We start from the raw sequence: 22,970 nt of genomic DNA, 5'->3' as shown, positions 1-22,970 counted from the left end.
TGAGCTAGATCAGAGGGAGTTGCCCCGACTCCGCGCGCTCCCGCGCATATATGTACCTTCCGCCCCGCGGACGGGGCCTCCGGTCGACGCGGCGTGATCACGCCTGCGGGCCCGGCGCCCGGCCGACGCACCGCGGGCACGCCGTCCCCCGCTCCCGGCGGCGTCCCGCCCGGTACGCGAGGATGGGGCCATGCCGAACCGCCTCGCCCATGAGACCTCGCCGTATCTGCTGCAGCACGCGGACAATCCCGTCGACTGGTGGCCCTGGTCGCCGGAGGCCTTCGCGCAGGCCCGGGAGCGGGGGGTGCCCGTGCTGCTCAGCGTCGGGTACAGCAGCTGCCACTGGTGCCACGTCATGGCGCACGAGTCCTTCGAGGACGAACTGGCGGCCGCCTACATGAACGAGCACTTCGTCAACATCAAGGTGGACCGCGAGGAGCGGCCCGACGTCGACGCCGTCTACATGGAGGCCGTGCAGGCCGCCACCGGACAGGGCGGCTGGCCCATGACGGTGTTCTTGACCCCCGACGCCGAGCCCTTCTACTTCGGGACCTACTTCCCGCCCGAGCCCCGCCACGGGATGCCCTCCTTCATGGAGATCCTCGAAGGCGTGCGGACCGCCTGGGTGGGGCGGCCCGAGGAGGTGGCCGAGGTCGCGCAGCGGATCGTACGGGACCTCGCCGGGCGGCAGTTGGACTACGGCAAGGCCGGTGCGCCCGGTCCCGAGGAGCTGGCCCAGGCGCTGCTCGGGCTGACCCGCGAGTACGACGCCGTCCGCGGCGGCTTCGGCGGGGCGCCGAAGTTCCCGCCGTCCATGGTGCTGGAGTTCCTGCTGCGCCACCACGCGCGCACCGGGGGCGAGGGGGCCCTGCAGATGGCCGCCGACACCTGCGAGGCGATGGCCCGCGGCGGGATCTACGACCAGCTGGGCGGCGGGTTCGCCCGGTACTCCGTCGACCGGGAATGGGTTGTTCCGCATTTCGAGAAGATGCTCTACGACAACGCGTTGCTGTGCCGGGTCTACGCGCACCTGTGGCGGGCCACCGGCTCCGACCTCGCCCGCCGAGTCGCCCTGGAGACCGCCGACTTCATGGTGCGCGAGCTGCGCACCACCGAGGGCGGCTTCGCCTCCGCGCTCGACGCCGACAGCGAGGACCCGCAGACCGGCGCCCACGTCGAGGGGGCGTACTACGCCTGGACCCCCGCCCAGCTGGCCGAGGTGCTCGGCGCGGACGACGCGGCGCTGGCCGCCGCCTGCTTCGGGGTGACGGACGAGGGCACCTTCGAGCACGGCAAGTCCGTGCTCCAGCTGCCGCAGGACGGGCCCCTCGTGGACGCCGAAGTGATCGACGGCATCCGCCGGCGGCTGCTCGCGGCGCGCGCCGAGCGGCCCGCGCCCGGCCGTGACGACAAGGTGGTCGCCGCCTGGAACGGCCTGGCGATCGCGGCGCTGGCCGAGTGCGGGGCGTACTTCGACCGGCCGGACCTCGTCGAGCGGGCGACCGAGGCGGCCGACCTCCTCGTCCGCGTGCACATGGACGGTCGCGCCCGGCTGGCCCGGACCAGCAAGGACGGCCGCGTCGGCGCCAACGCCGGAGTCCTGGAGGACTACGGCGACGTCGCCGACGGCTTCCTCGCGCTGGCGGCCGTGACCGGCGAGGGGGTGTGGCTGGAGTTCGCCGGCTTCCTCGTCGACCTCGTCCTGGACCGGTTCACCGCCGAGGACGGCTCCCTCTACGACACCGCGCACGACGCCGAGCGGCTCATCCGCCGCCCCCAGGACCCGACCGACACCGCGGCCCCCTCCGGCTGGACGGCCGCGGCCGGCGCACTCCTCGCGTACGCCGCGCACACCGGCTCCGAGGCGCACCGTACGGCGGCCGAGCGGGCCCTCGGGGTCGTGCACGCGCTGGGTCCGCGCGTCCCGCGCTTCATCGGGCACGGGCTCGCGGTCGCGGAGGCGCTGCTCGACGGTCCGCGCGAGGTGGCCGTGGTGGGCCACCCGGAGGACCCGGCGCTGGCCGCGCTGCACCGGACGGCTCTGCTGGGGACGGCTCCCGGGGCGGTGGTGGCGGTCGGGCTGCCGCGGGCGGCCGACGGCAGCGGGGGCGAGTTCCCCCTCCTGGCCGAGCGCACGCTCGTGCACGACGGTCCGACGGCGTACGTGTGCCGGCATTTCGTCTGCGCGCGGCCCACCACCGACCCGGTCGAGCTGGCCGACCAGTTGGGTGCGGCCCATCCCTGACTCCGCTCCCGAGCGGCGTCAATCCCGATTGCCGGTCCGAGAGTTCGCCCACCGCGGCACCCGCCACGGGAGGAGCCCCGGCGCCGATGGGCGCCGGGGCTCCTGCGAGTTCCCGCTCCAGTGCTCCCAGGGGGTGTCCGCACAGTCCCGCCTGGCCCGCCCTGCGGGCGGACGCCGCCACTTCGCGGACACCCCCTAGTGCTGGTACGCGGCGAGCGAGATGCCGACGTAGTGGGCCACGAAGGCGGCCAGGGTCAGTGAGTGGAAGACCTCGTGGAACCCGAAGAAGCGGGGGGAGGGGTTCGGGCGCTTGATCCCGTAGATCACACCGCCCGCGCTGTAGAGGAGTCCGCCGACGATCACCAGGACCAGGACGGCGATGCCGCCGGTGCGCAGGAAGTCGGGAAGGAAGAAGACCGCGGCCCAGCCCATCGCTATGTAGCACGGGGTGTACAGCCAGCGGGGGGCGCCGACCCAGAAGACCCGGAAGGCTATGCCGGCCGCGGCCGCGATCCACACCGCCCACAGGAGCGTCCGTCCGGTGGAGGGCGGGAGGAGGAGCACCGTCAGCGGGGTATAGGTCCCTGCGATGATCAGAAAAATATTGGCGTGGTCGAGACGCCGCAAGATCGCCTCGCCCCGCGGCCCCCAGGTGCCGCGGTGGTACACGGCGCTGACGCCGAAGAGCAGGCAGGCCGTGAGGATGTACACCCCGCACGCCACGCGCGCCCGCGTCGACTCGGTGAAAGCCATCAGCACCAGCCCCGCGACGACCACGGCAGGGAACATCCCGGTGTGCAGCCAGCCGCGCATCAGCGGCTTGGCCTCCGGTGCGGCCGGAGCGGCGGCGGCGTCAGAAGTCATGGCCGCCATGCTACCTACGGGTCCGTAGGTTTCCGTTAGTGCGCTTTACGGAAGATTGACGGGAGTGGCGATGCTCACGTGAGAAGCCCCCTGGACATATGCGCACACGCACCGGATGATCAGATGAGTGCGGTCGGCACCGGATGAGCGGAGCGCGAAGCATCCGGGTCGCAGCCCCCACGGGGCAAACACCAAACAACCCCTCTTCAAGGAGCAATCGTGGCGCGCGAGAACGCGGCTCCCCTTTCCCTCCCGACGACCCACCAGGAGCTGATCTCCTGGGTGGACGAGATCGCAGCGATCACCGAGCCCGACCAGGTCGTCTGGTGCGACGGCTCCGAGGCCGAGTACGAGCGCCTGTGCGCGGAGCTCGTCGCCAAGGGCACGTTCAAGAAGCTGGACGAGGGCAAGCGACCCAACTCGTACTACGCCGCCTCCGACCCGTCCGACGTCGCGCGCGTCGAGGACCGGACCTTCATCTGCTCCGAGAAGGAGGAGGACGCAGGCCCGACCAACCACTGGAAGGCCCCGGCGGAGATGAAGGAGCTCTTCGCGGGAGAGAAGGGCATCTTCCGCGGCTCCATGAAGGGCCGGACGATGTACGTCGTCCCCTTCTGCATGGGCCCCCTCGGCTCCGAGCTGTCCGCGATCGGCGTCGAGATCACCGACTCCGCCTACGTCGCCGTCGCCATGCGCACGATGACCCGCATGGGCAAGCCCGTCCTCGACGAGCTCGGCACCGACGGGTTCTTCGTCAAGGCCGTCCACACCCTCGGCGCTCCGCTCGCCGAGGGCCAGGCCGACGTGGCGTGGCCCTGCAACACCACCAAGTACATCTCGCACTTCCCGGAGACCCGCGAGATCTGGTCCTTCGGATCGGGCTACGGCGGCAACGCCCTGCTCGGCAAGAAGTGCTACGCCCTACGCATCGCGTCCGTCATGGCCCGCGACGAGGGCTGGCTCGCCGAGCACATGCTGATCCTCAAGCTCACCCCGCCGCAGGGTGAGGCGAAGTACGTCGCCGCCGCGTTCCCGAGCGCCTGCGGCAAGACGAACCTGGCCATGCTGGAGCCCACGATCCCCGGCTGGACCGTCGAGACCATCGGCGACGACATCGCCTGGATGCGCTTCGGCGAGGACGGCCGCCTCTACGCGATCAACCCCGAGGCCGGCTTCTTCGGCGTCGCCCCCGGCACCGGCGAGCACACCAACGCCAACGCCATGAAGACGATGTACGCCAACACCGTCTTCACCAACGTCGCGCTCACCCCGGACGGCTCCGACGTCTGGTGGGAGGGCATGACCGAAGAGGCGCCCGCGCACCTCATCGACTGGAAGGGCAACGCCTGGACCCCGGAGTCCGGGACCCCGGCGGCCCACCCGAACGCCCGCTTCGCCGTCCCGGCCTCCCAGTGCCCGACGATCGCCCCCGAGTGGGAGGACCCCAAGGGCGTCCCGGTCTCCGCGATCCTCTTCGGCGGCCGCCGCGCCTCCGCGGTCCCGCTGGTCACCGAGTCCTTCGACTGGAACCACGGCGTCTTCATCGGCTCGAACATCGCCTCCGAGAAGACCGCCGCCGCCGAGGGCAAGGTCGGCGAGCTGCGCCGCGACCCGTTCGCCATGCTGCCGTTCTGCGGCTACAACATGGGCGACTACATGGGCCACTGGGTCGACGTGGCCAAGGGCAAGGACCAGTCCAAGCTCCCGAAGATCTACTACGTGAACTGGTTCCGCAAGAACGACGCGGGCAAGTTCGTCTGGCCCGGCTTCGGCGAGAACAGCCGCGTCCTGAAGTGGATCGTCGAGCGCCTCGAAGGCAAGGCCGCCGGCGTCGAGACCGCCATCGGCGTCCTGCCGACCAAGGACTCCCTCGACTTGGAGGGCCTGGACCTCCCCGAGGCGGACCTGGACTTCCTGCTCACCGTCGACAAGGAGGTCTGGCGCGACGAGGCCTCCCTGGTCCCGGAGCACCTGAACACCTACGGCGACCACACTCCCAAGGAGCTGTGGGACCAGTACCACGCGCTCGTCGAGCGCCTGGGCTGAAAGACCTGCCCGGAGGCTGATCCGGGCACCTGAGTGTGGGAGCCCCCGACCAAGCGGTTCCCACCGCAGCACCGACCGGATCCCTGTCAGGAGCGTTGTCCGCGCTCCTCCAGGTAGGTCGTGTGCGTCTGCTGACGGCGGGCCTCTGCTTCGCGGAGGTCCGCCGTCAGGCGTTCCGCCTCCTCGTGCAGCAGCGACAACTGCCGTTCCAGGTGGCGCTCCGGCGACTCACCGCCCGGCGTGAGCCGGATCCACCAGCGCGTGCGGTTGTAGGTGTCCACGCATTCCGGCACGTCCAGCTCGATCGCCCGCGACAGCGCGTGCACCGACTCCGGGTCGGCGGCCAGCACCTCGGACACCCACCCGGGCTCCAGCAGCGCCCCGTACAGCTCCATCAGCTCCGCGAGCCTGCCGTCGGCCGGATCCGGCAGGTCCACCTCGGCCACGTACTCCCGCAGCTGCCCGAACCGCTCCCGCACGTCGTTCAGCTGCTCGGTGGGACCCCCGGGCGGCGGCGGGGCCGGCCGCTCCGGCGGGGCGATCAGCGCGCCCGCGCCGTACAGCCCCGCCACGACCACCGGCCAGTACGTGCCCGCCGCCCCGGTGACGGTCAGGCCCAGCCCGACCACCCCGCAGGCGCTGCCGGCCAGGTTCTTCTTCGACTCCACGTAAGCGAGAAGACGCGCGCCGAGCGCTCTCGCGAGGGATCTACTGGTAGCCACGGATCTCCTCGAAGGCGCCGCCCAGCGAACCGTTGCCACCGGTGGCGTCGAAGAGCCGCCCGCCGGTCAGTTCGGTGATGTGGGCGAGCTCCTTGCGGTCCGAGTCCCCGAACAGCACCGCGAAGACCGGCGTGTGCTTCTGCGCGTCCGGCAGCCCGGCGTAGAAGGACTCGAAGTCCTTCGCCTTGTCGCCGCTCTGCCCGTCCGTCATCAGCACGATCGAGGTGAACGCGTCCGCGTTGCCCTTGCCCAGGTGCTCGTACGCGGCCTTCAGACTGCCGTACACCGCCGTACCCCCCTCCGGCCGGAGCGACTTCACGTCGGTTCGGATCGCGTCCAGCGCGGGCCCCGGACTGCCCGGCTCCACCACGTGCGTCAGCACCTGCTTCACCTTGTCGCCGAACGGCAGGAGCGTCACCTCCTCGCGGTCCCGGAACCGCTGCCCGGTCCCCGAATCGCCCGTCCCCGTCAGCTCGGTGAGCGCCGAGCGCAGCCGCCCGATGCGGTCGTCCTCCTCCATCGAGCCCGAGGTGTCCAGCACGTACACCGTCCGCGAGGGCCGGCGCAGCTCGTTCTCGTACGAGGCCAGCAGCCCGTCCGCGACCGAGCGGGTACCCGGGAACGGCAGCTCGCGCCGCTTGTCCGCGTCCAGTCCGGCCGCCGGCTGCACGCCGGCCGCGACCGGCCGGCGGAAGGTCTTCTCGGTGATCATCTTCTGCGCCTCGGCGCCGCTCAGGTAGTCGGTCAGCGCCCGCCCCGACTCGCGGGCCCCCGCCGGGGCCGAGGTGAGCAGGGTCAGCGGGTAGTGCGCGGTGACCACCCCGTCGCGCGGCCGGATCACCGTCAGGCCCGTCTTCGCGTCCCGGTTCATGGACAGCAGCACGGACTCGTAGTTCACCAGCGCGTCCACGTCCCCGCGCTTGCCGTACGCGGTGGCCAGCCAGCCGGAGGAGCCCGAGGTCAGCTTCTGCCCGGCGAAGAACTCCTTCAGCTTGGGCTGCGCCGTCCTCACGTCCGCGTCGGTCAGCGCCGCCTGCGCGCCCGACAGCCCCGAGGCCACCGAGATCAGGGCGGAGAAGCCGGAGTTGGAGCGCACCGGATCGGTCATCCCGTACGTCAGCTTCCCGGCGGCGACCGCCTCGTGCACCGCCGACCAGGTCACGTCCTGCGGCTTCCAGCCGAGCCGGGTCAGCGCGTCCGCCCGTACGCCCAGCGCGACCGGCGAGGACATCACCGGTGTCTCGCTGCTGAGCTTCCCGGCGGCTTCCGGACGCAGCCGCAGGTAGTCGTTCGAGGACAGCCAGATGGCGTCGTATTTGCCGTCGGCCTTCCCCGAGGCCACCTGCTCGGCCGCGTCCAGGGTGGCGGACCAGGTGAGCTCGACGCCGACCCCCGTGGCGGCCTTCGCCGCCTTCAGCACCGGCTCCATGTCGGCCAGTTCGCTGGAGGCCAGCACCCGCAGCTTGCCCTCCTGGTACTTCGACTGCGCGGGCTTCGCCGGATCGGCAGAGCCGGAGTCGCAGGCCGAGGCCCCCAGCAGGGTCGCGGCGAGCGCGACCGCCGCGGCCAGCCGTCTGCGCACCGATGCGCTGCGAACGCTCATCGCCCTCCCCCCTCCAGCACACCGGAGGTGCGCGTACGGGCCAGATGGGCCGAGGCGGTCCGCAGCTCCCCGGTCAGGGACTCGACGGTGGCGGCCATGTTCTCGGTCGCCTGCGCCTTGAACGTGTCGATCGCGTCCAGCGTCGCGTAGATCTGCGCGAAGGCCGTGCGCAGCGTCTCCGCGCCCACCGCCGGATCGGCGGCGATCCGCTGGATCTCGCCGCTCTGCGTGGACAGCATGTCCGCGTTGCCCCGGATCAGGTCCTCGGTCGTGCCCTTCAGGGCGTTGACCTGCTCGATCACCCTGCGCTGGTGGTCGAGGGCCGAGGCCAGCATCACGGCGATCCGCAGCGCGGACACGGTGGTGGTGGCCGCCCGGTCGACGCCCTTGATCAGCTCGTCGTTGTTGCGCCGGACCACGTCCATCGCCAGGTAGCCCTGCGCGCACACCGCGAGCTGGGTCAGCAGGTCCTGGTGCTTCTGCCGGACCGGGAAGAGCAGGTCGGCGCGCATCACGTCGGCCGCCTGCGGATCCGTGTCCCCGGTCTCGGCGATCCGCTCCTCCACGGCCGTGTCCAGGGCCTCGGTGAGGACCGCGTACTCCTGGAGCTTGCCCATGGTCTCCCACAGGCGGGCCCGCTCGGTGTGCAGGGCGGCGTTGTCGCGGCGCAGCTCGTCCTGGCCGCTGCGCAGCGAGCCCACGATGTTGTTCAGCGTGGTCTGCGAGGAGGCGTACTTGGCCACGTGGTCGCGGAACCTGTTGCCGCCGGGCAGCTTCGCGAGCAGCTTGCGGGCCCCCCTGGCGGGAGCGTCCCGCGGGTCGAGGTCCTCGACGGTGCGGCGCAGCTCGACCAGGGAGCCCGCGACGCGGGCCTGGGCGTCGCCGCCCCCGTCGGAGCCGAGCGAGCGTACGGCCCGGTCCAGCATGCGGTTGGACTGCTGGGCGGCGCTGCGGATGTCGCCGGCGCCGAGTCCGGACAGCTCCCCGATCCGGCTCGCGAACTCGGGGGAGCGGGTGTCGATACCGGCGAGCGAGCCGACGTACTCCCCGGCCCGGCGGGCCATCTCCTCGCGCACCCCGTCCTGGAGCGGGACGAGGCCGCCGGCCTGCTCCCGCTTGACGGGGGCGACGGGCTCGGGGGCGGTGAGGACGAGCGGGCTCTCCTCGGGTGGTGTCAGCGTCATGCGTGTGTCCCCCTAGCTCTTGGCGCGCGCGGCAAGCGCCATGAGGATCTTGACGGTCGGTGCGCTGACCTGGCGGATGCCGGTCAGCTCCGGGTTGAGGTACGCGGCGTGCGAGGCGGTGGCCGCGGTGAACTCGGGCACGCCGTTCTGCGGCCGGAACCCGTGCCGGACGGCCAGCTCGCGCAGCTTCGGGTCGTTGGCGAGGAGGGAGCCGAGCTCCTTGGCGTTCTCGCTGATCGGCACGAAGGTGTGCGGGGAGTTGACGGTGGTGTCCGGGTAGAGCACCACCATGTCCCCCGGAGCCTGTTTCTGCTGGAGCAGCGAGGCCACCTGGGACTCGTACGCCAGGATGAGCGGCTCGCCGCTGCCGGAGATGAACGCCCGGAACGGGTCGTCGGTGCTCGGCTCCAGCGCGCCCTGGACGCGGATCAGCTTCTGCATCAGGGGCGCGGTGCGGTCGATCCCGGCGTCGTCGGAGACCACCGTCTTGTCGTTGGCGACGTTGGAGGTGGCGGCCAGGAACAGCGCCCCGGAGTTGGACGTCGTCGGATCGGTGGTCTTGATGAACACCGTGCCGGTCAGCTCGGCGAAGGCCGCGGAGCCGGAGAGCTGCTGCCACTTGCGGTCCTCGGCGGCCGCCTTCAGGTAGGGACCCATCAGGAGGGTTCCCGAGTTCTTTCCGTTCGTCGTGGCGAGGCCGTTGTCGACGAGCACCTTGGCGGCGTTGGAGCGGGCGATGACCACGAGCGGGGAGAAGAACGGCTTGGTGGTCTGGGCCCCCTTGACGCCGGCCGCGGCCTCGATCTCCGGTGCCGGCTCGCTGCTGCTGGGGAAGGCGAAGTCGAATTCCTTGAGGGCGAGTTGGTCCATCGCCCAGGAGCCGGACGTTTCGGTCTTCACGGTGTAGCCCTTGTCGGCCAGGGCTTTGACGACGTCAGGGTCCCGGAAGTATTCGGACTTCTCGGATCCGATGACGCCCTTCACGGTCTTCGTTGCCGTGGCCGGCCGGTCTTCTCCTCCGGCGAGCGCGACGGCCGTCACACCGCCGAGGAGGAGGACCGCCAGTGCGATTCCCAGGATGCGTCTCACGGGTGCAGCGTGCTCGCGGAAACCCACATTCCGCGTCGAGTTGAATGAACGTCAGGTGTCCAGGCGGTCCCACTTCGAAATGCTGTGTGGATCGGCCGGTGCTGGCAGGCGGGGCGGCAGGCCGGGAGGATCGTCCCATGGGCGTGAGCGCGTTGAAGTGGCAGGGCTGGGCGGTGGGCCTGACGGCTCTGGCCGGCCTGCTGGTGTTCGCCCCGCTGGGCCTGTACGTGTGGGCCAGCGGGGAGCCGGGCGCTGCGCCGCCGCGACCGGCGGTGGAGGACGTACGGGTCACCGGCTGCCGGATCGACCCCGGCAGCCGCCGCGTGGTGGCGACGGTGGAGGTCTCGGGCCGCCCCGAGGGCCCCGGCGCCTACCTGGTCACGGTCGAGTTCCGTGAGGGGGCCACCCCGGCCCCGACCGCCGGCCGCGCGCCCCAGGCCCTGGTGAGACTCCCGAACGTGGCCCCGACCGCCACGGAACACGCGGAGGCGGTGGGCCCGATCTGGCCGGCGACGGCGACGCCCTGGTGCGGGATCGCGGCGGCGGAGTTCCGATCCGGCCCCGCCGGCGGGTGAGGCGCGGGTCAGGGGCGGAGCCCCCGGGAACGGTGGAAGGGCGGGTCGGGGAGAGGACGCCGAACCCCGCCCGGCCAGGGCATGGCACCCGGTCCGGAGCCTGCGCGGCCCCGGACCGGGGCCGATCAGTGGCTGCCGGCCAGGTCCAGCTCGGCGGCGTGCGCGTCCATCCGCTCGGCGGCGAGGATCGCGACAGTGGTGTCGGCGCGGGACGCGGCGACGACCAGCGTCCGCCCGGCCAGGTCGTGGGCCCGCTGGTGCAGGGCGGCGAGCCCGCCGGCGTCCGCGATGTCGGCGCGAGCCGCCCGCGCAGGCTCGGCGCCCCGCAGTCGCGCCACCTGCGCGGCGATGCGCGCGGCGGCGCCGTCGAGGCCGAGCTCGTCGGTGACGGCGAGCAGGGCCGCCAGGTGCCCGCCCAGCTGGGCGTCCAGCGCCTCGGCGCGACTGCTGTGCGGGTATCCCGCGTGGCCGTCGGAGTGGTGGCCGCCCACACGGTGGACGACCGGCTTCGTGCGGATCGGCTCGTACATGAGGGGGCCTCCTGCGTGGTCAGGAGGCCATCCTACATTGGATCCGTTCTAAAGTTGTCCTTGATCCGGCAATGAGGGCCGATCGGTCCGCTACGGCTGGCCGTACCCGTCCAGGAACTTCCCGATCCGGGTCACCGCGTCCGCCAGATCCTTCGCGTTCGGCAGCGTCACGATGCGGAAGTGGTCGGGCTCGGGCCAGTTGAAGCCCGTACCGTGCACGACCATGATCTTCTCGGCCCGCAGCAGGTCGAGGACCATCTGGCGGTCGTCCTTGATCTTGTAGACGGACGGGTCCAGCTTCGGGAAGAGGTACAGCGCCCCCTTCGGCTTCACGCAGGTGATGCCGGGGATCTGCGTCAGCAGTTCGTACGCCGTGTCGCGCTGCTCCAGCAGCCGCCCGCCCGGCAGGACCAGGTCGTTGATCGACTGCCGGCCGCCGAGGGCGGTCGCGACGGCGTGCTGCGAGGGCATGTTCGCGCACAGCCGCATGTTGGCCAGGATCGTCAGGCCCTCGATGTACGACGAGGCGTGCTTCTTGGGGCCGCAGACCGCCATCCAGCCGGACCGGTAGCCGGCGACGCGGTAGTTCTTGGAGAGCCCGTTGAAGGTGAGCGTGAGCAGGTCGGGCGCGATGGCGGCGGTGTTCGTGTGCGTGGTGCCGTCGTAGAGGATCCGGTCGTAGATCTCGTCCGAGCAGACGATCAGGTTGTGGCGGCGCGCGATGTCCGTCAGCCCGCGCAGCATCTCGTCGTCGTAGACGGCGCCGGTCGGGTTGTTCGGGTTGATGATCACGATCGCGCGGGTGCGGTCGGTGACCTTGCGCTCGATGTCGGCGAGGTCCGGCATCCAGTCGGACTGCTCGTCGCAGCGGTAGTGCACGGCGGTGCCGCCGGCCAGGCTGACGGAGGCGGTCCACAGGGGGTAGTCCGGCGCCGGGACCAGCACCTCGTCGCCGTCGTCCAGCAGCGCCTGCATCGACATCTGGATCAGCTCGGAGACGCCGTTGCCGAGGTAGATGTCCTCGACGTCCAGCTCGATGCCCTTGGTCTGGTAGTGCTGCATGACCGCGCGGCGCGCGGAGAGCAGCCCCTTCGCGTCCCCGTACCCGTGGGCGTTGCCCAGGTTGCGGAGCATGTCCTCAAGGATCTCCGGCGGGCACTCGAAGCCGAAGGCCGCGGGGTTGCCGGTGTTCAGCTTGAGGATGCGATGACCTGCTGCTTCGAGCCGCATGGCTTCTTCGAGCACGGGCCCGCGGATCTCGTAGCAGACGTTGGCGAGTTTCGTTGACTGGATCACCTGCATGACGGGAGCTTACGGGCCTGGCGGCCGGTCCGCCGAGGTATTCAGGACGGGAACGGGGGAGGGATATGTCCCGTTTCGCATGATGGGACGGTGGCGGCCCGGTCCGCCCTTGGAAACGGCGGCCACCGACCCGCTGCGACCTGCGGAATGGGTGAATCCGGGCGGGAGCCGGATCTGCGGTGTTGCACTCGTCACGTCGGGGTGCGTGCGCGGGGGTGCGTAGGGGGCCTGAGTACGGGCATGAGTACGCGCACTCATGCGTCGCGGCGGCGCCGCGGCGCAGGCTTGCCCCGACGGCAGGCCGGAGCGTGGGAAGACGGGGGCGGAGCGGTGGAATTCATGGTCGGCGACATGGCGATCAGCACGGTGGGGACGGACGGGGACGACCGGACGATCGAGTTCCTGGTCGCACCGCGGGGCGCGGAGGGCGCGGAGGGCGCCGAGGGGGCGGAGGAGGCGGAGGGGGCAGAGGGGGCGCACTTCGCGATCCACCGCGAGCACGGCCAGGGCTGGGAGGGCGCCCGGCTGACCATCGACCCCCTGTCGGGCAGCGTTCCGATCGCGGCGGTGGAATGGGCGATGGAATTCGCCCGCGAATACCTCTGACCGCCGTTGTCGGTGGTCCCCCCTGGGCTCGTGACGGGGGGAAGGGGGCGGACCATGACGGCACTTCGCATCATCGCGGGGACGCGACCAGCCCGCAGGCCAAGGGGCCGAAGATCATCGCGCACGTCTGCAACGACGTCGGCGGCTGGGGCAAGGGTTTCGTGCTGGCGCTCTCGAAGCGCTGGCCCGGCCCCGAGCAGGAGTACCGGGCGTGGCACCGGGGCCGCAACGGCAATGATTTCGGTCTCGGCGGCGTGCGGCTGGTCCGGGTGCGGGCGGACGTCTGGGTGGCCAACATGGTCGCCCAGCGCGGCATGCGCACGGGTAGCGGCGGCCCGCCCATCCGCTACGACGCGCTGGAGCGGTGCCTGGTGGCGCTCGGCGGGGACGCGCTCGACCTGGGCGCCTCGGTGCACATGCCGCGCATCGGCTGCGGGCTGGGCGGCGGGAAGTGGGAGCGCGTCGAACCGCTGGTCAGCGGGGCCCTGTGCGCCCGGGGCGTGGCCGTCACCGTCTACGACCACGCCTGAGGGGACCTACTTGCCGATGATCACCAGGGGGATCTCGCGGGGGGAGGCGGCCGCCGCGTAGTCGTCGAAGAGGGGCCACAGGGCCGTCATCGCCGGCCAGTAGATCTCGCGCTCCACCGGGCACGCCGTGCGGGCCGTGGCCTGGAAGACGGCCGCGCCCACCTGGAGGCGGACCTCCGGGTGGACGGTCAGGTTCCGGTACCAGGCCGGGTCCTGCGCGGCGCCCCAGTCGGCGGCGAGCACGATGTGGCGGCCCGCGTCCTCGACGTAGATCAGCGGGGTCCGGGAGGTCCGGCCCGTTGTGCGGTCGAGCGTGGTGAGCAGGAGCGTGGGGACCCCGTGCCACAGGCGGCCGTCGAGTCCGCCGGTGCTCACGTAGTCCCGGACGTGGTCCCGTTCGCGGCTCCGGCGCGGGTCGGTGGGGTGGTCCCAGTCGATGGTGATCGTCTGCATGGCGGTGCCTCCGAAATCAGACCCCCGCGCGGCTTAACGATCCTTCACCGATTCTGGATGCGGTCGGCCGCAAGCGCGTGCGCCGCATCCCCACGTCCCGGCCGGCCGGCCGGGACCGCCGCCACCGGCAGCCCTGCACGGCAGGCCTCGCGGCCCCGGCCCGGGAACACCGCCCCGGTCGGGGCCACCAGCAGCTTCGTGCGCTTCACCGTCCTGGCGGGGGGCTGGCCGTCCGCTCCCTAGGGCAGGTAGCGCTCGATGACCTGCGGACCCTCCTTCTCGATCAGCTGGCGCGCCTTTTCGAGCCGCTCCGGAGTCGGCTCCATGCCTTGCACCATCACGAGGTCCTCAGGGTCGTACGGCCGTTCCCCGCCACTGAAGAGCTTGGCCGGCCGACTGGGCTGCTGGCCCGATTCACTGTCCATCGGGATACCTCCTCGGAAATGCCCCCGGTTTCCATGCCACCGGTCCCCTCATCCTCCGGCGACGCGGCCATGAACGCACATCGGGCTCATATGCGGGCCCGCCCTGCGGGCGGACGCCGCTACTTTGCGGCCACCCCCTAGGCCGAGGCGACGGCCGCCAGGGCCGTCACGGCCGCTATCCCGGCGCAGATGCTCAGGTTCACCTTCCTGTGCTCCCAGAACACCGCGACGAACTCGCGCAGAGTGGCGCTCGGCCAGAAGTACGTGGCCGTCGGGGAGCCGAGCACCTGGCCGTTGACCCCGGCCGTGCGGGCCGTCATCGCGGCCCGGAAGGCGTGGAAGTTGTTGGTGACGACCACACACCGGTAACCGGGGTCCGCACCGGCCATGATCGTACGGCTGAAGGCGAGGTTCTCCCTCGTCGTGGTCGAGCGGTCCTCCAGTCGTATCTGCTCCTCCGCGACGCCCCGCGCGATCAGCCAGTCGGCCATCGCCCGCGCCTCCGAGAGCTTCTCGTCCGTGCCCTGTCCGCCCGAGACCAGCAGCAGCGGAGTCCGGCCGCCCCGGGCCACCTGCGCGGCGTGGATCTGCCGGCCCTTCTCCAGCCGGGACGCCAGCAGCGGGGACACCCGCTCCCCGCAGATGAGCCCGGAGCCCAGCACCACCACGTAGTCGACGTCGCCGCGCACCGTGATCCGCGCGTAGAGGAAGGCGTAGGCGAGGAAGCAGAGGAAGAGGAAGGAGACGTACCCGACGAGCATGACCAGCCCCGCCACCACCGTGTCCACGATCCGGTTGCCCCGCCCCGCCACCCCGAGGACCAGCGCGATCAGGGCGAAGATGCCCAGGCCCGCCGCCATGGAGAGCATGTTGGTCGGGCTGCGGCCCTCCTTGCGGAGCATCGTCAGACCGTTGCGGATCAGGTAGCCGCCGAGGACGAGCGTGCCGAGCGTCGGCACGACGAGTACCAGCAGCACGGCGATCGCGTCCAGCGGTGACGGCAGTTCAGGTATCTGGAACAGCAGGCCGATCGAGCCGAACATGAGGGTGAGGCCCAGGAGGACCGCGTTCCGAAAGCGCCGGCGGTCCTCCCGCACGCTCACGCAGAAGAGGGCGAAAAACAGCGCGGCGGGGACGAAGGCGAGCATGCCGCCCATCGTAGGCGGACGGCCCGCATCCCCTTCCGGCCCGTGCCCGCGGCGGTGCTCAGCGGCCCCGGTACGGGGCCCGGCGGACCGAACGCCCCGCCAGGACATCCGTCCTGCGCCCGTCCCGCATCACGAACCGGCCGTCGATCAGCACGTGCGGGATGCCGACCGGCAGTACGCGCGGGTCCTCGTACGTCGCCCCGGCCGCGACCGTGTCCGCATCGAACAGCACGAGATCGGCCCGGTACCCGGCCCGCACCAGCCCCCGGTCCGCCAGCCGCAGCCGGGCCGCCGGACGGCCCGCCAGATGGGCCACGCACTCCTCCAGCGAGAGCACCCCCAGCTCGCGCACGTAGTGGCCGAGGTAGTGCGGGAAGGTCCCGTACGCCCGCGGATGCGGCTTCGCGCCCTGGAGGATGCCGTCGGAGCCGCCGGTGTGGACCGGGTGCCGCATGATCGCCCGGACGTTCTCCTCGTGGCCGACGTGCTGGAGCACCGTCGGCCCCAGCCGGTCCGCCAGCAGCAGTCGCCGGGCGCTCTCCCAGTCCCGCAGGCGCGTGCCCACGTACGATCCGTGCGCCGGGTCCGCCGTCCCCGCGATCTCGATCGTCGCCCAGTCGACGGGGACGCCGTGGCAGCCGTCCGCCCCGGTCACCTCCAGCGCGTACCGGATCCGCTCCGACGCGGCGTCGTCGCGCAGCCGGGCGAGCACGGCCCGCGGCCCGCCCTCGTTCGCCCAACTCGGCAGCAGCGCCACGAGGGTGGTGCAGCCGGGGGTGTACGGGTACGAGTCCAGGCTGATGTCGGCCCCGGCGGCGAGGGCCCCGTCGAGGAGGGCCAGCAGCTCGCCCGCCCGGCCCCCGTTCTCCGCGAAGTTCATGGTGGCGTGCGCGAGGTGCAGCGCGCACCCGGCCTCCCGGGCCAGATCGACCATCTCCGCGTACGCGGCCAGGGCGCCGCGCCCGTAGGAGCGGTGGTGCGGGCAGTAGTAGCCGCCGTACGAGCCCACGACCCGGCACAGCTCGGTCAGTTCGGCGCCGGACGCGTACATGCCGGGGGTGTACGTGAGCCCGGACGACATGCCGACCGCGCCCTGTGCGAGGCCCTCGGCGACGAGCGTCCGCATCCGGTCGAGCTCGGCGGGGGCCGCGGGGCGGTCCTCCCACCCGAGGGCGTACGCGCGGACGGTGCCCTGCGGGACGAGGTACGCGGCGTTGACGGCGATGCCGGTGCGGTCGAGCCGGTCCAGGTACCCGCCCACGTCCCGCCAGTCGAACGCGATGTCCTCGCCCGTGCCGTTCCATCCGGTGATGGCCGCCCGCACCTCGGCGAGCGTGCGGTCGTCGACGGGCGCGTACGAGAGCCCGTCCTGGCCGAGGACTTCGAGGGTCACGCCCTGCGCCGCCTTGGCGCTGTGGTCCGGATCGCGGAGCAGGGCGAGGTCGCTGTGCGCGTGCATGTCGACGAAGCCGGACGCCAGGGCGAGCCCGTACGCGTCGACGGTGTGCCGGCCGCCGGAGCGGATCCGGCCGATTTCGGCGATCCGGCCCTCGTGGACACCCACGTCGGCGGTGTAGGAGGGCCCGCCCGTGCCGTCGACGACGCGGGCCCCGCGGATGACCAGGTCCACCGGCTCGGCCCGGCCCGCCTAGAAGAAGGTGCGGACGTAGTCGGTGACCGTGCCGTCCGCCTCGACCACCGGGATCAGCGGCCACTTCTCGAAGATCGTGCACGGGTGGGACATCCCCAGCGCCACCCAGTCGCCGACCCGCACGTCCTCTTGCGCATCGGTCTCCAGCCAGGCGTGCTGGTCGGACAGCTTGACCACGCGGACGCCCGCGGCCGGGCGCTCCTCGCCGGTCAGGGCGTCGCGCACCAGCTCGGCCTCGGGCAGACCGAGGTCGTACGCGATGTCGCGCTTGCCGGCGTTGACGAAGGCCTGCGTGGGGGAGGGGCGGGAGACGACCTGCGTCCAGAGCCGGAAGGCGGGGCGCAGACCGCCCTCCTCCGGGATCCGGTTGAAGGGGGTGAGGCGGGTGTACCAGCCGTGGTCGTGCGAGACGTAGGCGCCGGAGCGCAGCAGCTTGAGCACCGGCCGGGAGAGCTCCGGGAGCTCGCCGAACACGTCGGCGACGGCGTCGAACCAGGCGGAGCCGCCGGCGCTGACGACGATCTCGTCGAGGTCGGCGGCGAAGCGCCCGGCCCGGTCGAACTCGACGGCCAGCCCCGTGAGCCGGCGCAGGTAGGCGTGCACGGACTCCGGGTCGGCGCCGGGGACCTCGGCCTCGTACCCGGCGATGCCGACCAGGCGCAGGCCGGCCGCCCCGGCCACGGCGTCGGCGACGGCCCGGCAGTCCTCGTCGGTCCGCGCACCGGTCCGGGCGCCCTCGCCGGCCCCCAGCTCCACGACGACGTCGAGGACCTGGGACTGCCCTTGCAGGGCCCGGTCCATGAGCTCGACCCCGCGGACCGAGTCGACGTAGCAGACGAAGCGGAAGCCGGGATCGGCGGCGAGCTCGGCGGCCACCCAGCGCAGCGCCGCCGGGTCGACGAGCTCGTTGGCGAGGAAGATCCGCCGGATGCCGAAGGCGCGGTAGACGCGGGCCTGGTGGGGGACGGCGGCGGTGATGCCCCAGGCGCCGTGCTCCAGCTGGCGCTCGAAGAGCTGCGGGGCCATGCAGGTCTTGCCGTGCGGGGCGAAGGCGAGGCCGTGGCGGGAGGCGTACTCACCGAGGGCGGTGAGGTTGTGCTCCAGCGCCTCGGCGTCGAGGGTCAGGACCGGGGTGGTGAACCCGCCGGCGTACAGGTCCCGCTTCTCGGCGGCCAGCTGCCCGACGGTGAGGCCCGCCCGCTCGGCGTCGGGCGGCAGCCCCTTGAACCGGTGGTCGAGCGGTTCGTCGGCGAGCCGTCGGACTGCGTCGCTGCCCATGCGGAATCCTCCTCGCGTTGCATCTGCTGCAACGCCCGTTGCGTGTCGTGCCGCTTGCTGTCTAGCATCCTGCGTACGAGGGGTCAACGGCCGGCCGCGCGCACGGGTTCCGTACGGGGGTGAGGGCGGTGGGGGCGGTGACGCGATGACGGCAGTGACGGCAGTGACGGCAGTGACGGCAGTGCCTGCGGCGGTACGGGAGGACACGGCGTGAGCCAGTCGGTGGAGCGGGCGCTGCGGATCCTGCCGCTGCTCGCGCGGGGTCCGGCGGGACTCGGTGAGGTCGCCGGGGAGCTCGGCGTGCACAAGAGCACCGCGCTGCGCCTCCTGCGCACCCTGCACGAGCACGGCTTCGTCTACCGCCAGCCCGACGGCCGCTACCGCTTGGGCGCCCAGCTCTTCGCGCTCGCCGCCGAAGCCGTGGAGAACCTCGACGTCCGCACCGTCGCCCACCCCCACCTCGTCGAACTCAACCGCCTCACGGGCCACACCGTGCACCTCGCCCTCCACCAGGACGACGAGGTCGTGTACATCGACAAGGTCGAGAGCCGCTACCCCGTCCGCATGTACTCCCGCATCGGCCGGCCCGTCCCCCTCACCGTCGCCGCCGTCGCGAAGCTGCTGCTCGCCGACCTCCCCGAGGCCGAGCGGCGGGCCCTCGCCGAGCGCATCGAATACCCCCGCCACACCGCCCGCTCCACCCCCGACGCGCAGGCCTTCCTGCGCGAGCTGGCCCTCGTACGGGAACAGGGCTGGGCCGCCGACTTCGGCGGGCACGAGGAGTCGGTCAACTGCCTCGGCGCGCCCGTGCGCGGGCCGGACGGGCGGGCCGTCGCGGCGCTGTCCGTCTCCGCGCCCAGCGTCGTCGTCAGCGCCGAGGGGCTGCTCGAACTGCTCCCCCTGGTCCAGCGCACCGCCGACACCGTCAGCCGGGAGTACTCCGGCTCCCCGCACGCCCCACACCACGACGAGGAAACCCCGTGACCGAGAAGACCGCCATCACCCCCGACACCCACACCACCCCGCCGGCCCGCTTCTCGCACGGCGTGCGCAAGGGGAACATCCTCCAGGTCGCCGGCCAGGTCGGCTTCCTCCCGCACGTGGACGGCCAGGCGCCCACGCCCGCCGGGCCGACCCTGCGCGAGCAGACCCTCCAGACGCTGGAGAACGTCCGCTCCGTACTGGAGGCCGGCGGCGCGGGCTGGGACGACGTGATGATGATCCGCGTCTACCTGACCGACACCGGCCACTTCGCCGAGATGAACGAGCTCTACGACGCCTACTTCGAGCAGCAGGGCCTGAAGGAGGCCCCGGCCGCCCGCACCACGGTCTACGTGGGCCTCCCCGCCGGCCTCCTCATCGAGATCGACGCGCTCGCCGTCCTCGGGTGAGGAGGGTGGGCGCGGCGAGGGGCGCCCCCCGGCGGTGGGGCGCCCCGGCTCACGGCCTCGGCCCGCGCCGTCGGCTCACGTGCAGTACTGCGCCTGCTTCCCGATCGAGCGGTACATGCAGTCCGCGTTCTCCAGCAGTTGGAGCACGGCGTCGCGGTTGCGCGCCGTCTCCCGCTCGATCACCTCGTCCGGCGGGTAGAAGCCGCCGCCGCTGCCCGACTCGGACGGGTACATCTCGAAGGTGTACGTGAAGATCTTCTGGTTGCCCCACAGCCAGTCGTCGATCGTCCCGTCCGTGATGTACAGGTCGCTCGACTGCTCCGGCGTGTAGCCGTTGCTGCGGGCCATGCTCGTGCCGATGGTCTTGTAGACGGCGAGGTCGTCCGCCGTCATGCCCGGCGCGGTGTCGTTGTACGTCCACCCGAACGGCCACAGCACCAGCTGGCTGTACGTGTGGAAGTCGATCGAGGCGGTGATCTGCTGCTTGCCGCCGATCACCCGGCTGCGCACGAAGTCCGCGACCACCTTCACCTCGGGGGCCGACTCGCCGGCCGCCCCGCGGTAGGTCTCGGAGCTCTTGCTGCCGCTGGAGCCGCCGCAGCAGCCCCACTTGTAGTCCCAGTTGCGGTTCAGGTCGGTGCCGACGTACGAGGAGCCGGCGTTCGGCTGCCGGTTCTTGCGCCAGGAGCGGTACGAGCCGGTCGCGATGTCGTACTCGCCGCCGTCCGGGTTGAGGTCCGGCACGATCCAGATCTCGCGGCCGTTGACCATGTTGGTGATCCGCGAGTCGGTGCCGTACTTGGAGCCGAACTCCTTGAGCAGGTAGAGCGCCATCTCGACGGTCAGGTGCTCGCGGGCGTGCTGGTGGTGCGTGAAGAGCACCTCGGGCTCGTTCTCGTCGGTGGCGACGTTGTCGCTGATCTTGATGGCGACGATGTCCCGGCCCTGGTACGACTTCCCGATCACCTTCTTGCTCATGATCGAGGGGTACTGCGCGATGCGCTGGTCGATCTCCGCGTTGGCCTCGGCGTAGTTGTGGTACATCGAGTCCTTGGACGGGAAGTCCATCGGGTTCGCGGCGACCCCCCGCTCGGAGCGGTCGGGCGGTCCGGGCAGCGCGGTCAGCTCGTAGCCGAGCGCGCGCAGCTCCTTGGCCTGCATCGGGTCGGCGCTGACGACGACCGAGCGGGCGTCGACCTCGTCGATCGAGACGCCCGTACGGAGCAGGGCCGTTCGCTCGGCCGCCGTGGCCGGGCCCTTGACCTCGTACTGGACGATCGCCTCGTCCTGCGTGGCCGTCGAGGGGGTGGGGGGCGGGGCCGCCGTCGCGCTCATGCCGTAGGCGGGCGCACCGAGCGCGAGAGCGAGCAGGGCCGCCGTGACGGCGGCCCTGCGTCGTGTGTGGAGCCGCATGCGTTCTCCTGGGTGGGAGTGTGGGGTAGCCGTGCGGACGCGCACAGCGTGCTCTTCTGGCATGTCCCGGTCAAGGACTTCATTCCGGCCAGATCCGCCGGGCCGGCGGCCCGCCGGACGGCCGTCCGCCCGGACGGCCATCCCCACACGTACCGCCTAGGGCAGGGCGTGAACCTTCGGACCCACCGAGTTGGACCAAGCGCCACCCGCCTTGGCGTCCCAGTTGGTCGACCAGGTCATCGCCCCGCGCAGCCCGGGGTAGGTCCTCGACGGCTTGAAGGACCCGCAGTTCGTGCCCCTGGCCAGGCAGTCCAGGGCGTTGTTCACGATGGCCGGGGAGACGTACCCGCTGCCCGCGCCGCTCGGCGAGGCCGGGACGCCGATGCCCACCTGCGAGGCGTCGAGCCCGCCCTCCAGCTGGATGCAGGCCAGCGCGGTGAGGAAGTCCACCGAGCCCTGCGAGTAGACCTTGCCGTCGCAGCCGAGCATCGAGCCGCTGTTGTAGTACTGCATGTTGACGACGGTCAGGATGTCCTTGATGTTCAGCGCCGTCTTGAAGTAGCCGCCCGCCGTCGACTGCATGTCGATGGTCTGCGGGGCCATCGTGATGACGAGCGAGGAGCCGGCCTTGGCGGACAGCGAGCGCAGCGCCTGCGTCATGTAGGTCGGGTTGAGGCCGTTCTCCAGGTCGATGTCGATCCCGCCGAAGCCGTACTCCTGCATCAGGGCGTACGCCGAATTCGCCAGGTTGTTCGCGGAGGCGGAGTCGTTGACCGAGATGGTGCCCTTCTCGCCGCCGACGGAGAGGACGACGGACTTGCCGGCCGCCTTCTTCGCCGCGATGTCGGCCTTGAACTGGGCGACCGTGTAGCCGCCGAGGCCCGCCGAGTCGAGGTTGAAGGTGATGGCACCGGGCGTGGTAGTGGCGTCGGCGAACGAGACCGCGATGATGTCGTACTGGGACGAGACGTCGGAGATCTTCTGGACGGTCGCGCCGTTGTTGAAGTTCTGCCAGTAGCCCGTCAGGGCGTGCCCCGGCACCGAGGGGTTCGGGTTCTGGTTGCCGCCGCCGGTCGTCGTGCCGGTCACCGCCGCCGACTTCGGGCCCTCGCCGGCCGCGTTGTACGCGCTCACCTGGAAGGAGTACGAGGTGGCCGCGGCCAGCCCGGTGATCGGGGCGGGGGATCCGGTCACGGTCTTGACGCGGACGCCGTCCTGATAGACGTAATAGCCGCTCGCTCCGCTGACGGCGTTCCACGAAAGGGTGAGCCCGTTCGCGCTCTGGCCGGAAACGGCGCTCCCGCCCGGGGCGCCGGGGACGGACGGGCCCGGGTCGGTGCCGCCGCCCCCGTCCGGGCCGAAGACGCTGAAGTCGTCGACGACGTAGGCCGGCTGCCCGTACCAGCCGTGCGTCCACACGGTGACCTGGGTGGTGTTCGCGCCCGTGGTGAAGGTGGTGGAGAGCTGCTGCCAGCCGCCGCCCGAGCCGGGGGTCCAGGTGGACACGTCCTGCGTGCCGGTCCCGGTCACTCCGAGGTAGACGTACGAGCCCTGCACCTGCTCGCTGAGCGTGTACGTCGAGTTCGGCTTGACCGTGACGGTCTGGCTGCACTGCGCGCTGTCCTGGCCCGCCGGGGTGCCCTTGAGGGCGGCGGTCCCGCCGTGGACGGGCGAGGAGACGACGGCGCCGCTCCCGGAGGTGCAGGTCCAGTTCGCCAGACCGGATTCGAAGCCTCCGTTGCGGACGACGTTGACGTCGGCGGCCTGCGCGGTGCCGGCGGCGAGGGCGGTCAGCCCGCCTGCGGTCAGGGTGGCGGCGCCCAGCAGGGCGAGCGAGCGTATGCGGTTCACGTGGTCTCCGTGGGGGGAGAAGGGGATGTGAAGGGGGAGGTGGAACAGGTGAACGAACGGACCC

21 protein-coding genes are annotated in these 22,970 nt (G+C 71.8%); 7 read left to right on the top strand and 14 right to left on the bottom strand.

What is annotated here, in order from left to right:
• Positions 1-190 precede the first annotated feature (190 nt).
• A complete protein-coding gene (locus AB0M92_RS01665) occupies positions 191-2,245 on the top strand; it encodes a thioredoxin domain-containing protein (RefSeq protein WP_366100091.1) in 2,055 nt (684 codons plus the stop codon).
• Positions 2,246-2,440: 195 nt separating this feature from the next.
• On the opposite strand, the gene AB0M92_RS01660 is transcribed toward AB0M92_RS01665, so the two are convergent.
• Positions 2,441-3,118, bottom strand: a complete 678-nt coding sequence (locus AB0M92_RS01660) for a hemolysin III family protein (protein ID WP_351770162.1) — start codon at positions 3,116-3,118, stop codon at positions 2,441-2,443.
• 210 nt (positions 3,119-3,328) lie between these two features.
• Between AB0M92_RS01660 and AB0M92_RS01655 the strand changes: the two genes are divergently transcribed.
• A complete protein-coding gene (locus tag AB0M92_RS01655; RefSeq protein WP_366100090.1) occupies positions 3,329-5,155 on the top strand; it encodes a phosphoenolpyruvate carboxykinase (GTP) in 1,827 nt (608 codons plus the stop codon).
• Positions 5,156-5,241: 86 nt separating this feature from the next.
• Here the strand turns inward: AB0M92_RS01655 and AB0M92_RS01650 are convergent, their stop codons facing one another.
• From AB0M92_RS01650 to AB0M92_RS01635, 4 genes are read right to left on the bottom strand one after another with little or no spacing between them, the layout of a single operon-like run.
• Positions 5,242-5,877: a hypothetical protein gene (locus tag AB0M92_RS01650; protein ID WP_366100089.1), complete on the bottom strand. Its 636-nt coding sequence runs from the start codon at positions 5,875-5,877 to the stop codon at positions 5,242-5,244.
• Positions 5,864-7,480 (bottom strand): VWA domain-containing protein, encoded by a 1,617-nt coding sequence (locus AB0M92_RS01645; RefSeq protein WP_366100088.1) that lies wholly within the window; start codon positions 7,478-7,480, stop codon positions 5,864-5,866. The genes AB0M92_RS01650 and AB0M92_RS01645 overlap by 14 nt, the downstream gene beginning before the upstream one ends.
• A complete protein-coding gene (locus AB0M92_RS01640; protein ID WP_366100087.1) occupies positions 7,477-8,664 on the bottom strand; it encodes a toxic anion resistance protein in 1,188 nt (395 codons plus the stop codon). Before AB0M92_RS01640 ends, AB0M92_RS01645 begins: the two co-directional genes overlap by 4 nt.
• Before the next feature lie 12 nt (positions 8,665-8,676).
• Positions 8,677-9,753, bottom strand: coding sequence for a hypothetical protein (locus AB0M92_RS01635; protein ID WP_366100086.1), 1,077 nt, complete (start codon positions 9,751-9,753; stop codon positions 8,677-8,679).
• A gap of 143 nt (positions 9,754-9,896) precedes the next feature.
• On the opposite strand from AB0M92_RS01635, the gene AB0M92_RS01630 reads away from it, so the two are divergent.
• Entirely contained in the window at positions 9,897-10,328 is a 432-nt protein-coding gene (locus tag AB0M92_RS01630) for a hypothetical protein (protein WP_366100085.1), read from the top strand.
• Between the two features lie 125 nt (positions 10,329-10,453).
• On the opposite strand, the gene AB0M92_RS01625 is transcribed toward AB0M92_RS01630, so the two are convergent.
• The gene (locus tag AB0M92_RS01625; RefSeq protein ID WP_366100084.1) at positions 10,454-10,858 is read right to left on the bottom strand and encodes a hypothetical protein; all 405 of its coding nucleotides are present in this window, start codon (positions 10,856-10,858) and stop codon (positions 10,454-10,456) included.
• A gap of 90 nt (positions 10,859-10,948) precedes the next feature.
• Positions 10,949-12,160 carry a pyridoxal phosphate-dependent aminotransferase gene (locus AB0M92_RS01620; protein WP_366100083.1) on the bottom strand — a complete coding sequence of 404 codons (1,212 nt, stop codon included), beginning with the start codon at positions 12,158-12,160 and terminating at the stop codon, positions 10,949-10,951.
• A 351-nt stretch (positions 12,161-12,511) separates the two neighbouring features.
• Here AB0M92_RS01620 and AB0M92_RS01615 point away from each other — a divergent pair, with 351 nt between their 5' ends.
• Positions 12,512-12,766, top strand: coding sequence for a hypothetical protein (locus AB0M92_RS01615; protein ID WP_366100082.1), 255 nt, complete (start codon positions 12,512-12,514; stop codon positions 12,764-12,766).
• Between the two features lie 113 nt (positions 12,767-12,879).
• Positions 12,880-13,296, top strand: a complete 417-nt coding sequence (locus AB0M92_RS01610; protein WP_366100338.1) for an Appr-1-p processing protein — start codon at positions 12,880-12,882, stop codon at positions 13,294-13,296.
• A 6-nt stretch (positions 13,297-13,302) separates the two neighbouring features.
• Here the strand turns inward: AB0M92_RS01610 and AB0M92_RS01605 are convergent, their stop codons facing one another.
• From AB0M92_RS01605 to AB0M92_RS01585, 5 genes are all read right to left on the bottom strand, one after another.
• Positions 13,303-13,749, bottom strand: coding sequence for a nitroreductase/quinone reductase family protein (locus tag AB0M92_RS01605; RefSeq protein WP_366100081.1), 447 nt, complete (start codon positions 13,747-13,749; stop codon positions 13,303-13,305).
• Positions 13,750-13,988: 239 nt separating this feature from the next.
• Positions 13,989-14,174 carry a hypothetical protein gene (locus AB0M92_RS01600; protein WP_366100080.1) on the bottom strand — a complete coding sequence of 62 codons (186 nt, stop codon included), beginning with the start codon at positions 14,172-14,174 and terminating at the stop codon, positions 13,989-13,991.
• A 137-nt stretch (positions 14,175-14,311) separates the two neighbouring features.
• Positions 14,312-15,322 carry a YdcF family protein gene (locus AB0M92_RS01595; protein ID WP_366100079.1) on the bottom strand — a complete coding sequence of 337 codons (1,011 nt, stop codon included), beginning with the start codon at positions 15,320-15,322 and terminating at the stop codon, positions 14,312-14,314.
• Between the two features lie 58 nt (positions 15,323-15,380).
• Entirely contained in the window at positions 15,381-16,952 is a 1,572-nt protein-coding gene (locus tag AB0M92_RS01590; RefSeq protein ID WP_366100078.1) for a D-aminoacylase, read from the bottom strand.
• An 18-nt stretch (positions 16,953-16,970) separates the two neighbouring features.
• Positions 16,971-18,251 carry an amino acid deaminase gene (locus AB0M92_RS01585; RefSeq protein WP_366100077.1) on the bottom strand — a complete coding sequence of 427 codons (1,281 nt, stop codon included), beginning with the start codon at positions 18,249-18,251 and terminating at the stop codon, positions 16,971-16,973.
• Positions 18,252-18,461: 210 nt separating this feature from the next.
• On the opposite strand from AB0M92_RS01585, the gene AB0M92_RS01580 reads away from it, so the two are divergent.
• Together AB0M92_RS01580 and AB0M92_RS01575 are read left to right on the top strand one after the other, a co-directional pair.
• Positions 18,462-19,235 carry an IclR family transcriptional regulator gene (locus tag AB0M92_RS01580; RefSeq protein ID WP_366100076.1) on the top strand — a complete coding sequence of 258 codons (774 nt, stop codon included), beginning with the start codon at positions 18,462-18,464 and terminating at the stop codon, positions 19,233-19,235.
• A complete protein-coding gene (locus AB0M92_RS01575) occupies positions 19,232-19,642 on the top strand; it encodes a RidA family protein (RefSeq protein WP_366100075.1) in 411 nt (136 codons plus the stop codon). Before AB0M92_RS01580 ends, AB0M92_RS01575 begins: the two co-directional genes overlap by 4 nt.
• Positions 19,643-19,717: 75 nt before the next feature.
• Here AB0M92_RS01575 and AB0M92_RS01570 read toward each other — a convergent pair whose 3' ends face one another.
• Positions 19,718-21,055 carry a M14 family metallopeptidase gene (locus AB0M92_RS01570; protein ID WP_366100074.1) on the bottom strand — a complete coding sequence of 446 codons (1,338 nt, stop codon included), beginning with the start codon at positions 21,053-21,055 and terminating at the stop codon, positions 19,718-19,720.
• Between the two features lie 156 nt (positions 21,056-21,211).
• A complete protein-coding gene (locus AB0M92_RS01565; protein ID WP_366100073.1) occupies positions 21,212-22,906 on the bottom strand; it encodes a glycoside hydrolase family 18 protein in 1,695 nt (564 codons plus the stop codon).
• Positions 22,907-22,970: the final 64 nt, after the last annotated feature.

It is taken from the genome of Streptomyces sp. NPDC051582, assembly GCF_040681715.1.
Taxonomy (GTDB): domain Bacteria; phylum Actinomycetota; class Actinomycetes; order Streptomycetales; family Streptomycetaceae; genus Streptomyces.
This window is presented reverse-complemented; position numbering and strand designations above follow the sequence as displayed.

What these genes read in the sequence shown, in the direction of transcription:
- AB0M92_RS01665 (WP_366100091.1), top strand. Translation starts at nt 191, where the DNA reads ATGCCGAACCGCCTCGCCCATGAGACCTCGCCGTATCTGCTGCAGCAC.
- AB0M92_RS01660 (WP_351770162.1), bottom strand. Translation starts at nt 3,118, where the DNA reads ATGGCGGCCATGACTTCTGACGCCGCCGCCGCTCCGGCCGCACCGGAG.
- AB0M92_RS01645 (WP_366100088.1), bottom strand. Translation starts at nt 7,480, where the DNA reads ATGAGCGTTCGCAGCGCATCGGTGCGCAGACGGCTGGCCGCGGCGGTC.
- AB0M92_RS01640 (WP_366100087.1), bottom strand. Translation starts at nt 8,664, where the DNA reads ATGACGCTGACACCACCCGAGGAGAGCCCGCTCGTCCTCACCGCCCCC.
- AB0M92_RS01625 (WP_366100084.1), bottom strand. Translation starts at nt 10,858, where the DNA reads ATGTACGAGCCGATCCGCACGAAGCCGGTCGTCCACCGTGTGGGCGGC.
- AB0M92_RS01620 (WP_366100083.1), bottom strand. Translation starts at nt 12,160, where the DNA reads ATGCAGGTGATCCAGTCAACGAAACTCGCCAACGTCTGCTACGAGATC.
- AB0M92_RS01615 (WP_366100082.1), top strand. Translation starts at nt 12,512, where the DNA reads ATGGCGATCAGCACGGTGGGGACGGACGGGGACGACCGGACGATCGAG.
- AB0M92_RS01605 (WP_366100081.1), bottom strand. Translation starts at nt 13,749, where the DNA reads ATGCAGACGATCACCATCGACTGGGACCACCCCACCGACCCGCGCCGG.
- AB0M92_RS01600 (WP_366100080.1), bottom strand. Translation starts at nt 14,174, where the DNA reads ATGGACAGTGAATCGGGCCAGCAGCCCAGTCGGCCGGCCAAGCTCTTC.
- AB0M92_RS01595 (WP_366100079.1), bottom strand. Translation starts at nt 15,322, where the DNA reads ATGCTCGCCTTCGTCCCCGCCGCGCTGTTTTTCGCCCTCTTCTGCGTG.
- AB0M92_RS01585 (WP_366100077.1), bottom strand. Translation starts at nt 18,251, where the DNA reads ATGGGCAGCGACGCAGTCCGACGGCTCGCCGACGAACCGCTCGACCAC.
- AB0M92_RS01570 (WP_366100074.1), bottom strand. Translation starts at nt 21,055, where the DNA reads ATGCGGCTCCACACACGACGCAGGGCCGCCGTCACGGCGGCCCTGCTC.